Origin of the sequence: Bradyrhizobium guangzhouense (assembly GCF_004114955.1) — a bacterium.
GTDB classification, from domain to species: Bacteria; Pseudomonadota; Alphaproteobacteria; order Rhizobiales; family Xanthobacteraceae; genus Bradyrhizobium; species Bradyrhizobium guangzhouense.
This window is the reverse complement of sequence record NZ_CP030053.1, coordinates 3970606-3984930: the sequence shown is the minus strand read 5'-3', so window position 1 is coordinate 3984930 and position 14325 is coordinate 3970606. Positions and strand designations below refer to the sequence as shown.

General features: G+C 63.8%; 13 protein-coding genes. 7 read left to right on the top strand and 6 right to left on the bottom strand.

Annotation, left to right across the window (positions count from 1 at the left end):
- Nucleotides 1-118: 118 nt before the first annotated feature.
- From XH91_RS19205 to XH91_RS19195, 3 genes are all read left to right on the top strand, one after another.
- Complete coding sequence (locus tag XH91_RS19205) at nt 119-1642, top strand: caspase family protein (RefSeq protein ID WP_128952017.1); 1524 nt, start codon at nt 119-121, stop codon at nt 1640-1642.
- Between the two features lie 84 nt (nt 1643-1726).
- Nucleotides 1727-3007 (top strand): FAD-dependent oxidoreductase, encoded by a 1281-nt coding sequence (locus XH91_RS19200; protein WP_164933824.1) that lies wholly within the window; start codon nt 1727-1729, stop codon nt 3005-3007.
- 146 nt (nt 3008-3153) lie between these two features.
- On the top strand, nt 3154-3924 hold the full coding sequence (locus XH91_RS19195) for an outer membrane protein (protein WP_128952016.1): 771 nt from the start codon (nt 3154-3156) through the stop codon (nt 3922-3924).
- 93 nt (nt 3925-4017) lie between these two features.
- Here the strand turns inward: XH91_RS19195 and XH91_RS19190 are convergent, their stop codons facing one another.
- Both XH91_RS19190 and XH91_RS19185 read right to left on the bottom strand, forming a co-directional pair.
- Nucleotides 4018-4788 carry an SDR family NAD(P)-dependent oxidoreductase gene (locus XH91_RS19190; RefSeq protein WP_128952015.1) on the bottom strand — a complete coding sequence of 257 codons (771 nt, stop codon included), beginning with the start codon at nt 4786-4788 and terminating at the stop codon, nt 4018-4020.
- A 20-nt stretch (nt 4789-4808) separates the two neighbouring features.
- Nucleotides 4809-4994 (bottom strand): hypothetical protein, encoded by a 186-nt coding sequence (locus tag XH91_RS19185; protein WP_128952014.1) that lies wholly within the window; start codon nt 4992-4994, stop codon nt 4809-4811.
- Nucleotides 4995-5134: 140 nt separating this feature from the next.
- Between XH91_RS19185 and XH91_RS19180 the strand changes: the two genes are divergently transcribed.
- A complete protein-coding gene (locus XH91_RS19180; RefSeq protein WP_128952013.1) occupies nt 5135-5764 on the top strand; it encodes a hypothetical protein in 630 nt (209 codons plus the stop codon).
- A 64-nt stretch (nt 5765-5828) separates the two neighbouring features.
- Here XH91_RS19180 and XH91_RS19175 read toward each other — a convergent pair whose 3' ends face one another.
- Both XH91_RS19175 and parE read right to left on the bottom strand, forming a co-directional pair.
- Nucleotides 5829-6614, bottom strand: a complete 786-nt coding sequence (locus XH91_RS19175) for an outer membrane protein (RefSeq protein WP_128952012.1) — start codon at nt 6612-6614, stop codon at nt 5829-5831.
- Between the two features lie 424 nt (nt 6615-7038).
- Entirely contained in the window at nt 7039-9087 is a 2049-nt protein-coding gene (parE, locus tag XH91_RS19170; protein WP_128952011.1) for a DNA topoisomerase IV subunit B, read from the bottom strand.
- Nucleotides 9088-9361: 274 nt separating this feature from the next.
- Between parE and XH91_RS19165 the strand changes: the two genes are divergently transcribed.
- The 3 genes from XH91_RS19165 (at nt 9362) to argC (ending at nt 11766) form a co-directional block, all read left to right on the top strand.
- Nucleotides 9362-9892 carry a DedA family protein gene (locus XH91_RS19165; protein WP_128952010.1) on the top strand — a complete coding sequence of 177 codons (531 nt, stop codon included), beginning with the start codon at nt 9362-9364 and terminating at the stop codon, nt 9890-9892.
- Nucleotides 9893-10117: 225 nt separating this feature from the next.
- Nucleotides 10118-10786 carry an FMN-binding negative transcriptional regulator gene (locus XH91_RS19160; RefSeq protein ID WP_128952009.1) on the top strand — a complete coding sequence of 223 codons (669 nt, stop codon included), beginning with the start codon at nt 10118-10120 and terminating at the stop codon, nt 10784-10786.
- On the top strand, nt 10783-11766 hold the full coding sequence (gene argC / locus XH91_RS19155; protein ID WP_128952008.1) for an N-acetyl-gamma-glutamyl-phosphate reductase: 984 nt from the start codon (nt 10783-10785) through the stop codon (nt 11764-11766). Before XH91_RS19160 ends, argC begins: the two co-directional genes overlap by 4 nt.
- 126 nt (nt 11767-11892) lie before the next feature.
- On the opposite strand, the gene XH91_RS19150 is transcribed toward argC, so the two are convergent.
- On the bottom strand, nt 11893-12291 hold the full coding sequence (locus tag XH91_RS19150; protein WP_128952007.1) for an MAPEG family protein: 399 nt from the start codon (nt 12289-12291) through the stop codon (nt 11893-11895).
- 73 nt (nt 12292-12364) lie between these two features.
- The gene (locus XH91_RS19145) at nt 12365-14194 is read right to left on the bottom strand and encodes a PHA/PHB synthase family protein (RefSeq protein WP_164933802.1); all 1830 of its coding nucleotides are present in this window, start codon (nt 14192-14194) and stop codon (nt 12365-12367) included.
- Nucleotides 14195-14325: the final 131 nt, after the last annotated feature.

The following is a 14325-nucleotide window of genomic DNA, read 5'->3' as shown; positions in this document are numbered from 1 at the left end:
TGATGGAACCGTGGGACGGACCAGTTGAACCGTGGCTGCGGCTGGACCGACTATCACAGCAAAGGCGCGGGGGCCCGCATGGAGCCACCGGGAGCCATGCTGCAAGGGGAATGTTACAATGACGCGTCGGCTTCTCAGAGTTGTGGCAGCCCTTGGCGTGGCGGCGAGCCTCAGCGGCATCGCAAGCGTTGCGCATGCCGAGAAGCGCGTCGCGCTCGTTATCGGCAACAACGACTACAAGAACGTTCCGAAGCTGGTGAAGGCCGTCAACGACGCGCGCACCATGGGCGACACGCTGAAGCAGCTCGGTTTCCAGGTGATGGTCGCTGAAAACCAGAACCGTCAGCAATTCACGGAGACGCTGCTCGCCTTCGACCGCGTGATCGAGCCCGGCGACACCGCGTTCTTCTTCTACGCCGGCCATGGCTTCGAGATCGCGGGCCAGAACTATCTGCTGCCGACCGACGTGCCGGCCGCGACCGAAGGCCAGGAAGAGCTGGTGCGCGACGCCTCGATTCTTGCCGACCGCGTCGTCGAGCGCCTCCAGAACAAGAAGGCGCGCACCTCGATTTTGGTGTTCGACGCCTGCCGCAACAACCCGTTCGAACGATCAGGCACGCGCGCAGTCGCCGGCGGCGGCGGGCTCGCGCCGATGACCCAGCTGCCCGAAGGCGTGTTCTCGGTGTTCTCGGCGGGCCCGCGCCAGACCGCGCTCGATCGTCTCTCGAACGACGATGCCAATCCGAATTCGGTGTTCACGCGCACCTTCGCCAAGGAGCTGCTCCAGCCCGGCGAGAACCTCGTGCAGGTCGCACAGCACACGCGCCGCCTGGTCAGCGAGATGGCCGACACCGTCAAGCACAAGCAGGTGCCGGTTTATTTCGACCAGATGGTCGACGACGTCTTCCTCAGCGGTGTCGCGAAGGATGCGGCGGCCGCCTCGGCGCGGCCGGCCGATCCGCCGCCGCAAAAGCTCGCCGCGCTGCCGCCGGTGTCGGTCCCGCGGGTGCCGAAGGAGGAAAGCACCAATGCGCCGATCGCGAGCTTCTCGCGCCACAATGGCGGCTGGAGCGTGACCTTCTCCTTCGCAGATCCCACCATCGGAATTTCTTGGCGCATGGCCGGCAATGGCGATTTCCGTGAGACCGGCTTCATCGACACGCTCGATCCGCGCACCCGCAAGCGGTTGCCGAATCCCTCGATCGAGCTGCCGGCGGACGCGCAGGCCGGCACCATCGAGGTCCGCTATGTCGATGCCTCCGGCGACATGCAGGGCCCGTTCCCGATCAAGTTCGATCCGGAAGCAGCCCTGATCCGCGATCAGCGCAAGATCCTCGACATGACCGCCACAAGCTGGCTGTCATTCCGCCAGTTCAACGGGCTGCTGGTCTATTATTCCCATCTGGTGTCGTATCGCTGCGCGATCCGCGAGGCGCGCATCGGCATCGACACGGCGGTGCCGGATAAGGTGCTGAAACTGCCGGCTTGCGATCTCCGCGATCCCTCCGCGATCACGGCCGGCATGCTGCTCTATGAGAAGCTGCCGCCAGCAACGCAGTTCATGTCGGTCGAATTGACCTATCGTGACGGCAGCGTGTCGGAGATCAAGACTTTCCGGACGGCGAACCGCAGCAACAATTGACCTGCTTCCTGCGATCAAATTGAGCCTTTCGCGCGGCCGGGCGTTACAATCCCATTGTGGATCGCAGCGCCAGGAGCCCGCATGATGGACGCAAGCACGCCTCGACAATCCCCTTCTCGCGCCATGAAGGTCCGCTGCTGCGTCGTCGGCGGCGGTCCCGCCGGCATGATGCTCGGCTATCTCCTGGGACGTGCCGGCATCGATGTCGTGGTCCTGGAGAAGCATGCTGATTTCTTCCGCGATTTTCGCGGCGACACGGTGCATCCCTCGACGCTTCAGGTGATGGACGAGCTCGGCCTCATCGACGGCTTTCTCGAGCTGCCGCATCAGCGCTTGCAGCAGATGGACGGCCTGTTCGGCGGCACCAAGGTGCGGATCGCCGATCTCAGCCGGCTAAACACGAAATACCCTTTCATCGCTTTCATGCCGCAATGGGATTTTCTCAACTTCCTGCGCGAGGCCGGCAAGCGCTTCTCCTCGCTCAAGGTGCTGATGAGCACGGAGGCGGTCGACCTGATCCGCCGCGGCGACACGATCGCCGGCGTACGCGCGAGGACGGCGGACGGCGCCATCGACATCGAGGCCGATCTCACCATCGCCTGCGACGGTCGCCACTCGACGGTGCGCGAGCGCGCAGGCCTTTCCGTCGAGGAGATCGGCGCGCCGATGGACGTGCTCTGGTTCCGCGCGGGCCGCAGGCCTGATGAGACCGAGAACCTGTTTGCGCGCATCGAGCCCGGCAGGATGATGGTCACCTTCGATCGCGGCGATTACTGGCAATGCGCCTATGTCATCGCCAAGGGGCAATATGATGCGGTGAAGGCGAGGGGACTACAGGCGCTGCTCGATGATGTCGTGCGCATGGCGCCGGTGCTCAAGCACGGCATCGCTGAGGTCAAGAGCTTCGACGACGTGAAGTTGCTGACGGTCGCGATCAACCGGCTGAGCCGCTGGACGCGACCCGGGCTGCTTTGCATCGGTGACGCCGCGCATGCGATGTCGCCGATCGGCGGCGTCGGCGTCAATCTGGCCGTGCAGGATGCGGTCGCGACCGCGAATCTGCTCGCGGGGAAGCTGATGCGCGGCTGTCCCTCCGAGGATGAGCTCGATTCCGTCAGGCGCCGCCGCGAGTTTCCGGTGAAGATGACCCAGGCAATGCAGGTGGTCGTGCAGAACAACATCGTCAGCAGCGCGCTGAAAGGCGATAGCCGACCGTTCAAGGTGCCGTTGATCCTGCGCCTGATCTCCGCTTGGCCGTGGCTCCAGGGAATTCCCGCGCGCTTCATCGCCATCGGTGTGCGGCCCGAGCACGTGCATTCGCCCGCGTCGCGAAGCAGCGATTTGGTAGGGATAACGCTGCGTTAAATTGCGGCGTTCGCGTTGCGCGCGTGCAACAGCATCCGGGGATTCAAAGACCGCCAACTGCCAATCCGGCGCCTTAACTTTGTTGATTCAAATTTGAGTAAGAACTGCGTGTGAGCGTGCGCCCATCAAAGGACACGGGGTGTACCATGCGTAACAAATTGATTGCTGCCTTCGCCTGCACGACCGCTCTGGTTTCGACCGGCGCTGCTTCCGCCGCGGATCTCGCCGCGCGTCCTTACACCAAGGCACCCGCTTACATCGAGCCGCTGTTCAACTGGACCGGATTCTATGTCGGTGGCCACATCGGTGGCGCCTGGACCAACGAGCAGTTCATCAACAACGGGACCGGCGCGCCGTTCGGCGACCTCGTCCCGGGCCAGGGCTATCGCCAGCGCGGTGCCGGCATCATGGGCGGCGCCCAGATCGGCTACAACTGGCAGGCCAACAACTACGTGTTCGGCATGGAGGGCACGATCTCCGGCCTCGACAACAAGGGCACCGTCGTGAACAACGCGTTCGGTGCGGGCGATGACGTCTTCAACTGGCGTACGAACGTTCTCGCGACCGTCGTCGGCCGCGCCGGCTTCGCCGTTCAGAACAACCTGTTCTACGTCAAGGGCGGCTATGCCGGCGTGAACAACCGTCTCAACGTCAGCGACACCGTCGGTGTGGCGCAAGGCTCGGGCGGTCAGACCCACTGGGCCAATGGCTGGACTGTCGGCGCCGGCTGGGAATACGGCATCACCCGCAACTGGATCGTCGGCCTCGAGTACAATTACGCGGCCTTCGGCAGCCAGACCTATCAGCTCGGCGGCCTGTCCGGAAACTACACCTTCGACGCCAAGCCGCGCGACATCCAGTGGGCCGTCGTCCGCGCCAGCTACAAGTTCGACGCGCCTGTGATCGCGCGCTACTGAGCAACAAACGACCAATCAAAGAAAAGATCACGACCAATTTAAAAGCCCCGGCTTCGACCGGGGCTTCTTTTTTGCGTGCAGCGCGACGGCGCCTCACGCCATCACCGAAAATCCGCCATCGACGGGGATCGCGGTGCCCGTGACGAAGTTCGATGCGGCTGAGGCGAGGAACACGGCGATGCCGGCGAAGTCGTCGATGTCACCCCAGCGCCCCGCAGGTGTGCGTGCCAGGACGCGCTCGTGCAGCCCCGAGACCTGCTTCCGTGCGCCGCGGGTGAGATCGGTGTCGATCCAGCCCGGCAGGATCGCATTGACCTGGATGTTGTCAGGCGCCCACGCGTTGGCGCAGGCACGCGTGTACTGCACGATGCCGCCCTTGCTCGCCGCATAGGCCGTCGCAAAGCTGGCGCCGAAGATCGACATCATCGAGCCGATGTTGATCACCTTGCCGTTGCCCGATGCCTTCAGCGCCGGATAGGCCAGCTTCGAGCAGACGAAGGCGCTGGTGAGGTTGGTGTCGATCACCTTGTTCCACTCGTCGAGCTCGAGCTCGTGCGGTGGCTTGCGGATGCTCATGCCGGCATTGTTGATCAGAATGTCGACACGGCCGAGATCCCTGACGACGCGCTCGATCATCGCCGCGACCGCATCCTTGTCGGTGACATCGGTGGTGACCGATATCGCCTTGACGCCGCGCGCCTTGAGATCGGCGACGGCCGCAGACGATTTGGCTTCGTTGCGTCCGATCACCGCGATATCGGCGCCGGCGTCGGCGAGCCCGTGCGCAAGGCCGAGCCCGATGCCGCCATTGCCTCCTGTGACGATCGCGACCTTGCCGCGGAGATCGAACCGGTTGGATGTCATGCTTTATTTCCTGGTTTCTTCTATTGGTTGCTCTGCCAGATCAGGACCAGCCCGAAGCCGGCCATGGCAGCGCCATAGCCCGCCCATTGCAGCTGGTTGATCATGAAGCTCGATCGCGGCCAGGCGAGGGTGCCCGTGCCCTGTCCGATCCAGAGCAGCCCGACAGCGAGGGCAAACAAGCCTGCTAGAAGCAGAAATCTGCGCATGCATTCCTCCCCATCGGTCTGATTCTGTCGTGACCCGCGGCAGGAACGATCGCCACGGGTCGCGAAAACTTCCTGGCAGACTATCCGTAGCTTCAGTTCGGATACAATGGCTGCGGACCCAAGCCGCGGGAGGAATGTCCGTGCGCAAGCTGATCGTCGGTACGGCCTTAGCCGCACTTGTCGCGGCTTATGCCGGTATTCCGCGCCAGGCGGATCTGCGGGCATTCGATCCGGCCGAAATGGCACGGCTGGAGACTGCCATGTGGCGCGACTATTACGATAAGCGCTACGCCGCTCTGTTCTATCATCTCTACGCCTCGACGCGGACGCAGTTCGGCTTCTCCCCGTTCAGGAGCCTGCATATCGCGTTCAGTGCGGCCGAGGCGGCCAAGTCGTTCCAGCCGACGCACTCACGGCAGGAGGCCAATGCCGCGCTGCCAGCTCTTCTGGCGTACTACCGCGATTTCGCAGCGGCTGCTCCCGCGGGGTTCGATGTCGAGGAGGCAGCCCGTCTGGAGCTCGACTGGTGGCAGGCGCGCCGCGAGGCCGTCGGCCCGCAGGACTACGGCATCACCATCGCGCGCGTGGCGGCGCTGACCTATGGCAAGCGCGCAGAGGATGCCGGGATCAGGCAGTTCGGAATCGCGCGGGCGGAAGCGATGGCCTATCGCGACGCACGCGGCGAGGGGATCACCGAGGCCGACTGGGCCGCCATCGAAACGCTGCTTGCCGGCGCCTACCGGTCGCTGAAGGCGGGCGTTGTGCGCTAGCAAGGCCTCATAACGAAAAAGCCCCGGCGAAGCCGGGGCTTTGACGTCTAACCTTTTCGTCAGCTCAGTACTTGGCGACGACCGGGCCGGTCCAGTTGAAACGATAGACCAGCGAGGTCGAGATCGTCTGGTTCCAGCTGTTGGCGCGGACGCTGTTCACGCCGGTCGGCAGGTTGGTGATCGTCGAAATCTCGTCCTGGGTCTTGGCATCGTAGAAGGCCGAACGGTACTCGGTCTTCATGAACCAGCCGGGCGAGGAGATGCCGAAGATGTTCAGGCTGTTCTCGACGCCGCCGCCGACGAACCAGCCGTTGCGGTTGTAGCCGTTGAGGCGAACGGTGGTCGCGCCACCGGCCAAGGTCGAGAAATTGGTGCTGCCGAAGTGGGCGCCCGAGTAACCGCCGTTGACATAGGACAGAACGTTCGGAGCGACCAGCCAGCCGAGGCGCACGCCGGCGGCCCAGGAGTCTTCGAGCTTCTGGCTGCCGGTGATCTGCAGCAGCGGATCCTGCACGGTGGCGCGGATGCTGCCGAACTGACCGTCAGCGAACACGCCGGCGACCCAGGTGCTGTTAAACTGCCAGTCGTAACCGGCACCGACGGTGCCGAACCAGCCCGAACCACCCTGACGCTGGGTGATGGTGAGCGGGGTGCCGGTCGTCGTCGAGACGATGCTCTGGTCGGAGTTCGAGAGGCCACCGCCGCCGCCGCCGAAGACGTAGAAGCCGGTCCAGTTGGCAACCGGAGCAGCCATCGGGGCCTTCACGTAGGGACGGGCAGCCAGGTCGGCGGCAGAGGCCGAACCGGTCATTGCCGCAACCGCGGTCAGAGCGAGTGCAATCTTCTTCATGATGAAATCCCCAACCTTAGGTTCGTAGCAGGCGCGAGCGCACTGAAGTCCGTGATCTGATGACCGGACTATAGACGGTTCTCGCCGAAATGCTGTTGCAGGGCAGGCACAGTCGCGGGAAAACGCCCGCCGTCCGGGTTCCATGATGCTGTCATCGGAATTGATAAAACATGAGCAATTTCAGATGCTTGAGACGTGTTTTGGAATCGTGGTCCGCGGTAAGTTTTCGTTAGGAATTCGCCTTTGTCCGGAAGGGATGCGATCCTGCCTCGGCCGCGGCGCCGATCGGACCCCGTGAGTCGTTGGCCGAGTCGCACTTTCGGGTGGCTCACTGAGGATGAATTGCCTCGGCAGATGCTGCGCCGTGGCCGCGACATGAAAAAAGCCCGGGCTCGGCCCGGGCTTTTTGGCGGGAATGGCAGGGTCAGACGTCCAGCAGCTCGTCGCTGGCGAACTCGGCCTTGTCTGAGATGAAGGCAAAGCGCGCTTCGGCCTTGGTGCCCATCAGCCGCTCGACCGAATCTGCCGTGGTGTCGCGGTCGTCGGGCAGCAGGACAACCTTGAGCAGCGTCCGTTTGCTCGGGTCCATGGTGGTTTCCTTGAGCTGCGCCGGCATCATCTCGCCGAGGCCTTTGAAGCGGTTCACCTCGACCTTGGCGTTGGCGTTAAACGTGCTCTTGATCAATTCGTCCTTGTGCTTGTCGTCGCGCGCGTAGACCGACTTGGTGCCGTGGGTCAGCTTGTAGAGCGGCGGCACCGCGAGGAAGAGGTGGCCTTCGTCGATCAGCTTCGGCATCTGCCGGTAGAAGAAGGTGATCAGGAGCGAGGCGATGTGCGCGCCGTCGACATCGGCGTCGGTCATGATGATGATGCGCTGATAGCGCAGATCCTCTTCGCGATAGTGCAGGAGCTGGCCGCAGCCGATCGCCTGCACGAGATCGGTGAGCTGGGCGTTCGCGGTCAGCTTGTCCTTGCCGGCGGACGCCACGTTGAGGATCTTGCCGCGCAGCGGCAGCACAGCCTGGGTCTTGCGGTCGCGCGCCTGCTTGGCGCTGCCGCCGGCCGAGTCACCCTCGACGATGAAGAGCTCGGAGCCATCGGTGCCGGCATCGGTGCAGTCGGCGAGCTTGCCCGGCAAGCGCAGCTTCTTGCCGGCCGTCTTGCGCGCCGTCTCTTTCTCCTGACGGCGACGCAGCCGCTCCTCGGCGCGGTCGATGACGAAATCGAGCAGCCGGTTGGCCATGTTCGGATTGCCCGACAGCCAATGGTCGAACGGATCCTTCATCGCCTGCTCGACGATGCGTTGCGCCTCCGCCGTGGCGAGCCGGTCCTTGGTCTGGCCCTGGAATTCAGGCTCGCGCACGAACACCGAGAGCATCACGGCGGCGCCCACCATCACGTCTTCGGAGGTGATGGACGAGGCGCGCTTGCCCTGGCCGACGCGCTCGGCGTGATCCTTCAGGCCGCGCAGCAGCGCGCTGCGCAGGCCCGATTCATGCGTGCCGCCATCGGGCGTCGGCACGGTGTTGGTGTAGGACGACAGGAAACCGTCGGCATCCGCGGTCCACGCCACCGCCCATTCGCAGGCACCATGCGCGCCGTTGCGTCCGGACTTGCCGGAGAAGATGTCGGGATGCACCAGCGTGTCGGCGTGGATCGCCGCGGCGAGATAATCCTTGAGCCCGCCGGGGAAATGGAAGGTTGCCTCCGCCGGCACGTCCTCGACGCCTTTGAGCAATTCGGGCGCGCAGTTCCAGCGGATCTCGACGCCGCCGAACAGATAGGCCTTCGAGCGCGTCATCTTGAACAGGCGCTGCGGCTTGAATGCGGCCTTGGCGCCGAAGATGTCGGTGTCCGGCTTGAAGCGAACGCGCGTGCCGCGGCGGTTGTTGACCTTGCCGAGGTCCTCGAGCTTGCCCTTGGGGTGGCCGCGCTCGAAGCTCATACGGTAGAGCTTCTGGCTGCGCGCGACCTCGACCTCGAGACGCGAGGAGAGGGCGTTGACCACGGAGATGCCGACGCCGTGCAGTCCGCCCGAGGTCTCGTAGACCTTGCTGTCGAACTTGCCGCCCGAATGCAGCGTGCACATGATGACTTCGAGCGCCGACTTTTTCGGGAACTTCGGATGCGGATCGACAGGAATGCCGCGGCCGTTATCGGTGACGGTGAGGAACCCGTCTGCGGAGAGTTCGACGCCGATGAAGGTCGCGTGTCCCGCCAGCGCCTCGTCCATCGAGTTGTCGATCACTTCGGCGAACAAATGATGCAGTGCCTTTTCATCGGTGCCGCCGATATACATGCCGGGCCGGCGCCGCACCGGCTCCAGGCCCTCGAGCACCTCGATGTCGGCGGCCGTGTAATCGGCCTCGCCGCCGCTGGCGCGCGGAGCAGCCTTCGCGGCGCTTGCGCGCCCCTTCGGCTCCTGACCCTCGAACAAATCGTCTTTGGCTTTCGTTTTCAACTGCTTGGACATATATCTTGATGCGTTTTGAGGGCCGCGCAAGGCGGCGAATCGGTTGACCTGACTATGCCACTTCTGGCTACCAAAGGTCACCGTAGGGCAGGCCGGGCGCTGTGGGTGGGAGTTAATGCCGGCAATTTTACGCCGCAAGCCAGCCAAGTCCCGGCAATTTGACGCCTCGGTCGCTTCAAGCCTGGCTTTGTGACTTGATGTCACACAAGCCCTTGGCTTACCAGTCTTTTCTATCTGGCAGGACCTCGAGGCGGGGCGGGAAGGCTAATTTGGAATGGAGCAGTTTGCGCACGCACTGGCCGATTTCGTGCGCCTTCATCAGGCCTGGGCTGCCCCGATCGTGTTCCTGCTCGCATTCGGGGAATCGCTGGCTTTCATCTCCCTCCTGATCCCGGCCTGGGGCGCGCTGGTCGCCATCGGCGCGCTGATCGGGGCGAGCGGCATCAGCTTCTATCCGATCTGGATCGCCGGTGCGATTGGGGCTGCCCTCGGCGACTGGGTCTCCTACTGGTTCGGCTACCGCTACAAGGAGCACGTCGCGCAGATGTGGCCGCTCTCGCGCTATCCGGAAATCCTGCCCAGGGGCGAGGCCTTCGTGCGCAGCTGGGGCGTTCCCAGCATCTTCATCGGCCGCTTCTTCGGTCCCTTGCGCGCCTCCGTGCCGCTCGCGGCCGGCATTTTCGAAATGCCGTACTGGAGTTTCCAGGCGGCCAATTTCGTCTCGGCGCTGGTCTGGGCCGCGGCGCTGCTCCTGTTCGGCGACGTCATCGCCAGGATCCTGGAATGGATCTGGCGCCTCATCTGACGCCGTGAACCTTGACGGGAACTGCATCTCGCCTTATAGCCGCGCGCCATGATCAACGCCGCGACCATCCTGTTCGCCCGTCGCCGCCGCCGCAGCTTAGCGGTTTGGGCGGTCGATCGCGTTTGAGATCATCGTCTTTGCCGCTGGACCCGATCCGCGGCATTCTCTCTCCTGTCAGCGCGATCTGATCCGGCGGCCCCCAAGGAGGCCCAGCAGGAGACCACGATGTACACGCCACCCTTTTTCAAGCCGGATCGCGCCGCAAGCCTGAAATTCGCAGACGAGCGTGGTTTCGGCACGATGTGCGCCTTCGATGGCCACAAGCCGATCGCCTCGCCGCTGCCGTTCTATCTGACCTATGCGGCCGACGGCACGCCGCAGGCGGCCTTTCATGTCGCCCGTCACAATCCGCTGGTAAACCTTGCGGACGGCGCAACGTCGTGGCTGCTCGCGATCAACGGCCCGGATGCCTATGTCTCCCCTGACTGGTACGTCTCGCCGGATCAGGTGCCGACCTGGCTCTACCAGTCGGTGCATCTGAGCGGGCCAGTGCGGTTGCTGTCGGATGGTGAGCTCTCGGTCCAAATCGATACGCTCAGCGAAAAGTTCGAGAACTGGCTGTTGCCGAAGAAGCCGTGGACGTCGGGCAAGATGACGGCAGGTCGGCTCGAGGCCATGAAGAAGGGGATCGTGGGTCTGGTCATGACGGTTGAGGAGGTCGAAGGCAGCTTCAAGCTCAACCAGCACAAATCGGATGCCGACTTTGTGGCGATCGCCAATGCGCTCGGCGCGCAAGCCCAGGCCGACGCGAGAGAGATCGCGCAACTGATGCAGGACGCAAGGCCCGAGGCTTTCGCGAACGAAACCAAAATGCTCGAAAGGACCGCACCATGAGCCTCACGGAGACAACGAAAGCGCCGACATCAGGCGCAGCGAACAAGCCCGCCACCGTCTTCGTCGACGGTGGCTCCGGCACCACCGGGCTCGGCATCAATGAGCGGCTGAAGCTCCAGAACGATGTGGTGGTCAAGACGATCGCCGACGACAAGCGCAAGGATCCCGCCGCCAAGAAGGCGCTGATGGAGGAGGTGGATCTCGTCATCCTCTGCCTGCCTGACGATGCCGCCAGGGAAACGGTGGCTCTGATCGACAGCATGGGCGCCTCGGGGCCGAAGGTGCTGGACGCCTCGACCGCCTACCGGGTCGCCCCGGATTGGGCTTACGGTTTTCCGGAGCTGGCGCCGGAGCAGGCCGGCAAGATCAAGGCCGCGAAGAAGGTCTCCAATCCAGGCTGCTATCCGACCGGCGGCATCGCGCTGCTGCGGCCGATCGTCGATGCCGGCCTGTTGCCATCAGACTATCCCATCAGCGTCAACGCGGTGAGCGGTTATTCCGGCGGCGGCAAGTCGATGATCGCGAGTTTCGAGGACGGCAGCGCGCCGTCGTTCGAGCTCTACGGCCTCGGCTTCGAGCACAAGCATCTGCCGGAGCTCCAGCTCTATTCGAACCTGACGCGGCGGCCGATCTTCATCCCCTCGGTCGGCAATTACCGGCAGGGCATGCTGGTCTCGATCCCGCTGCAGCTCGACACGCTGCCGGGCAAGCCTGGCGGTGCCGACCTTCAGGCCGCGCTCGCCAAGCGCTATGCCGGTTCGAAATACGTCAAGGCGATGCCGCTCCAGAACGAGGCGACCAAGGGCGGCCGGCTCGAGCCGGAGGCGCTCAACGAGACCAACATGCTCGAGCTCTACGTCTTCGCCAGCGACAAGTACCACCAGGCGGTGCTGGTCGCCCGCCTGGACAATCTCGGCAAGGGCGCCTCGGGTGCGGCCGTGCAGAACATGCGGCTGATGCTGGGCTTGCCGGAGGAGTAGGGCACGGTCGTGCCCCGGACGCAGCGCAGCGCCACTTGGCGGTGCGCTGCAGAGCCGGGGCCCATGCTTCCTGCTTCGTGGCCTTCCGGGTCCCGGCTCGCGCGTGGCGCGGCCGGGACAAGAAAATCAAAAAACCTTGAAGATCGCCAGCGCCAGCACGGCCTGTGCCAGGAAGCCGACGGTGAAGGCGAGGGTGCGGAACACCGGGATGCCGAGCGCGTAGACGATCAGATGCGCGACCCGCGCCCAGAAATAGACGACGCAGGCGAGCACCGTCCATTTCGAGGAATAGTCGATCGCGTTCAGGATCAGCACCAGCGGCGCGAACAGCACGAGGTTCTCGACCGCGTTGTCGTGCGCGAACATCAAACGGTTCGCCCATTCGGCCTGAGGCTTGTCGCCGCGGGCGGGGTTCGCCATGGCGCCGCTGAGCCCGCGAACCTGGCAGCGGTTGATGGTGTAGGGAATCCAGAGGATCCCGGTCAGGATCACCGTACAGGTCAGCCAGAACAATTCACGCGTCATAACCCGGTCCCCTCCAAAATCGATGCCATGAGTTAGGATGCCATGAGCTTATACGAAAACGCGCAGGCTAGCGCTACGCACGAACCCTGACATAGCTGCCGGGCGCGTCCTCGATCGGCGGCAGCGCTTCGCTTCCGACGCTGCGCGCCGGAACTTCCTCCGGATCGAGCCCGCCGAGCCATTCGCGCCAGTCCGGCCACCACGAGCCCTTGTGCTCCACCGCGCCCTTCATCCATTCGGCGACGCTGACGTTCTTGATGTTGTCGTTGGTCCAGTACTGATACTTGCCGGAGGCGGGCGGATTGACGACGCCGGCGATGTGGCCCGAGCCCGACAGCACGTATTTCACGGGCCCGCCGAAGAATTGCGACCCGTACAGCACCGATTCCGCCGGCGCGATGTGGTCCTCGCGCGTGGCGAGGTTGTAGACCGGCACCTTGACCTTGGAGAGATCGAGCAGGGTGTTGTCGAGCACCATGGTGCCGGTCGACAACCGGTTCTCCAGATAGCAGTTGCGCAGATAATAGGAATGGTTGGCCTGCGTCATCCGCGTTGCGTCGGAATTCCAGTGCAACAGGTCGAACGCGCTCGGCTGCTGGCCCTTCAGATAGTTGCTGACCACGTAGGACCAGATCAGGTCATTGGAGCGCAGCATGTTGAAGGCCATCGCCATCTTGGAGCCTTCGAGCACGCCCGAGGCCTTCATGTCCTGCTCCAGCGCGGCGATCTGGTCTTCGTCCACGAACACGAGCAGATCGCCGGCATGGGTGAAGTCGACCTGGGCCGCGAAGAACGTCGCCGAGGTCACGCGCTGGCGCCGCTTCTCGGCAAGCCAGGCCAGCGTGGTCGCGAGCATGGTGCCGCCGACGCAATAGCCGGCCGTATGCACCTTCATCTCCCCGGTGACCTTCTCGATCACGTCCATGGCCGTGAGCGGGCCTTCCTTCATGTAGTCTTCCCAGCTCTTGGCGCCGAGCTTCTTGTCGGGATTGACCCACGAGATCACGAACACGGTGATGCCCTGATCGACGCACCACTTGATGTAGGATTTCTCCGGCTTGAGATCGAGGATGTAGAACTTGTTGATCCAGGGCGGCACGATCAGCAGGGGCGTGCGCAGCACCTTCTCCGTGGTCGGAGAATACTGGATCAGCTGCATCATCTCGTTCTGGTAGATCACCTTGCCCGGCGTCGTCGCCATGTTGACGCCGACGACGAGGTTGTCCGGGTTGGACTGGCGGATCTTCAGCATGCCCTTGCCGGCGGCGATGTCCTCCGCCAGCATGGTCAGGCCGCGCGCCAGGTTCTCGCCGCTGCTCGCAACCGTCTCGCGCAGCACCTCCGGATTGGTCAGCACGAAGTTCGACGGCGAGATCGCGTTGGTGACCTGCTGGACATAGAACTCGGCCTTGCGGCGGGTCGCCGGATCAAGCTCGGCGTCGTTCACCAGCTCCTGCGCCCATTTGCTGGTGAGCAGATAGAGCTGCATCACGAAGTCGAAGAACTGGTTCGACTTCCATTCCGGATCTGCGAAGCGCTTGTCGCGCGGCGAGGGCGCGATCGCGGGCTGCGCCTCCTGGCCGGCCATCCGCCGCGCCGCCGCGCCCCAGAGATCGAGGTAGTCCTTGGCGAGCTTGGTCTGGAGGTCGGATGCACGCGACTGGTCCGACAGCCAGTATTCGGCGACCGATGTGAAGGTCTTGACGACCTCGGTGAGCTCGGCCGGCGGGCGGTCCTGCACCTCGCCGGTTTCGCGCGGCTTGAGATACGCGGCAAGTGCCTTGCCGCCGCTCTCCATCGCCCGCGCGACATTCATCGCGAAGGCTTCCGCATCGAACTTCGTGTCAGTCTTTGTCCCTGACGTTGAGCCGGGCTTGGGCGTATCGGTCGTGGCAATACTCATAAGGGCGACAGTAACGATTCATTCTGTATTCGTCACCGCGAAGCTCGATGGTTTCGCGCGAAACAGGCGCGAAGATGTGCTGCACTGCGACAACGCTTCTTGCTTTTGTCACAATCGCAGGGCACGTCTTG

Excerpts from the sequence above, each read along its gene's own strand:
- XH91_RS19190 (WP_128952015.1), bottom strand. The coding sequence starts at position 4,788 with ATGACATCCAACCGGTTCGATCTCCGCGGCAAGGTCGCGATCGTCACA.
- XH91_RS19195 (WP_128952016.1), top strand. The coding sequence starts at position 3,154 with ATGCGTAACAAATTGATTGCTGCCTTCGCCTGCACGACCGCTCTGGTT.
- XH91_RS19205 (WP_128952017.1), top strand. The coding sequence starts at position 119 with ATGACGCGTCGGCTTCTCAGAGTTGTGGCAGCCCTTGGCGTGGCGGCG.
- XH91_RS19145 (WP_164933802.1), bottom strand. The coding sequence starts at position 14,194 with ATGAGTATTGCCACGACCGATACGCCCAAGCCCGGCTCAACGTCAGGG.
- parE (WP_128952011.1), bottom strand. The coding sequence starts at position 9,087 with ATGTCCAAGCAGTTGAAAACGAAAGCCAAAGACGATTTGTTCGAGGGT.
- XH91_RS19185 (WP_128952014.1), bottom strand. The coding sequence starts at position 4,994 with ATGCGCAGATTTCTGCTTCTAGCAGGCTTGTTTGCCCTCGCTGTCGGG.
- XH91_RS19150 (WP_128952007.1), bottom strand. The coding sequence starts at position 12,291 with ATGACGCGTGAATTGTTCTGGCTGACCTGTACGGTGATCCTGACCGGG.
- argC (WP_128952008.1), top strand. The coding sequence starts at position 10,783 with ATGAGCCTCACGGAGACAACGAAAGCGCCGACATCAGGCGCAGCGAAC.
- XH91_RS19160 (WP_128952009.1), top strand. The coding sequence starts at position 10,118 with ATGTACACGCCACCCTTTTTCAAGCCGGATCGCGCCGCAAGCCTGAAA.
- XH91_RS19175 (WP_128952012.1), bottom strand. The coding sequence starts at position 6,614 with ATGAAGAAGATTGCACTCGCTCTGACCGCGGTTGCGGCAATGACCGGT.
- XH91_RS19200 (WP_164933824.1), top strand. The coding sequence starts at position 1,727 with ATGGACGCAAGCACGCCTCGACAATCCCCTTCTCGCGCCATGAAGGTC.
- XH91_RS19165 (WP_128952010.1), top strand. The coding sequence starts at position 9,362 with ATGGAGCAGTTTGCGCACGCACTGGCCGATTTCGTGCGCCTTCATCAG.